This window comes from Pseudomonas sp. 2995-3, assembly GCF_002742565.1.
GTDB lineage: Bacteria > Pseudomonadota > Gammaproteobacteria > Pseudomonadales > Pseudomonadaceae > Aquipseudomonas > Aquipseudomonas edaphica.
In genome coordinates this window covers 1-252 of the sequence record NZ_LJSB01000127.1, presented here as the reverse complement: position 1 = coordinate 252, position 252 = coordinate 1, and the positions used below count along the sequence as shown (strand labels likewise).

Annotated in this window: 1 protein-coding gene; it reads right to left on the bottom strand. The window is 40.1% G+C overall.

Going from position 1 to position 252, the window contains the following annotated elements:
• The coding region (locus AOA62_RS31730; RefSeq protein WP_218244079.1) for a hypothetical protein at positions 1-252 on the bottom strand (252 nt) is incomplete at both ends.

Below are 252 nucleotides of genomic sequence, written 5' to 3'. Positions count from 1 at the left end.
CTGTCTACATCCTTGTCCTGTTAGCATCACGTGGACGCCTGATTTGGTGTTAATCTTCGTTTTTAATGTGATATCTTTGCAATCTTTTGTCGTGGTAAACATGATAAAAACATTACCATTGTCCCATTTATACTGCGTATGATATCCAAATCGACCTTTTGGTAGTTGGGTAAAATCGTCCCAGTCCAGACCTAAAGTGTCTAGCACTAACGGTAATTGCGCTTGAAGCACTGTAAACTCAAGCCAGTCAAT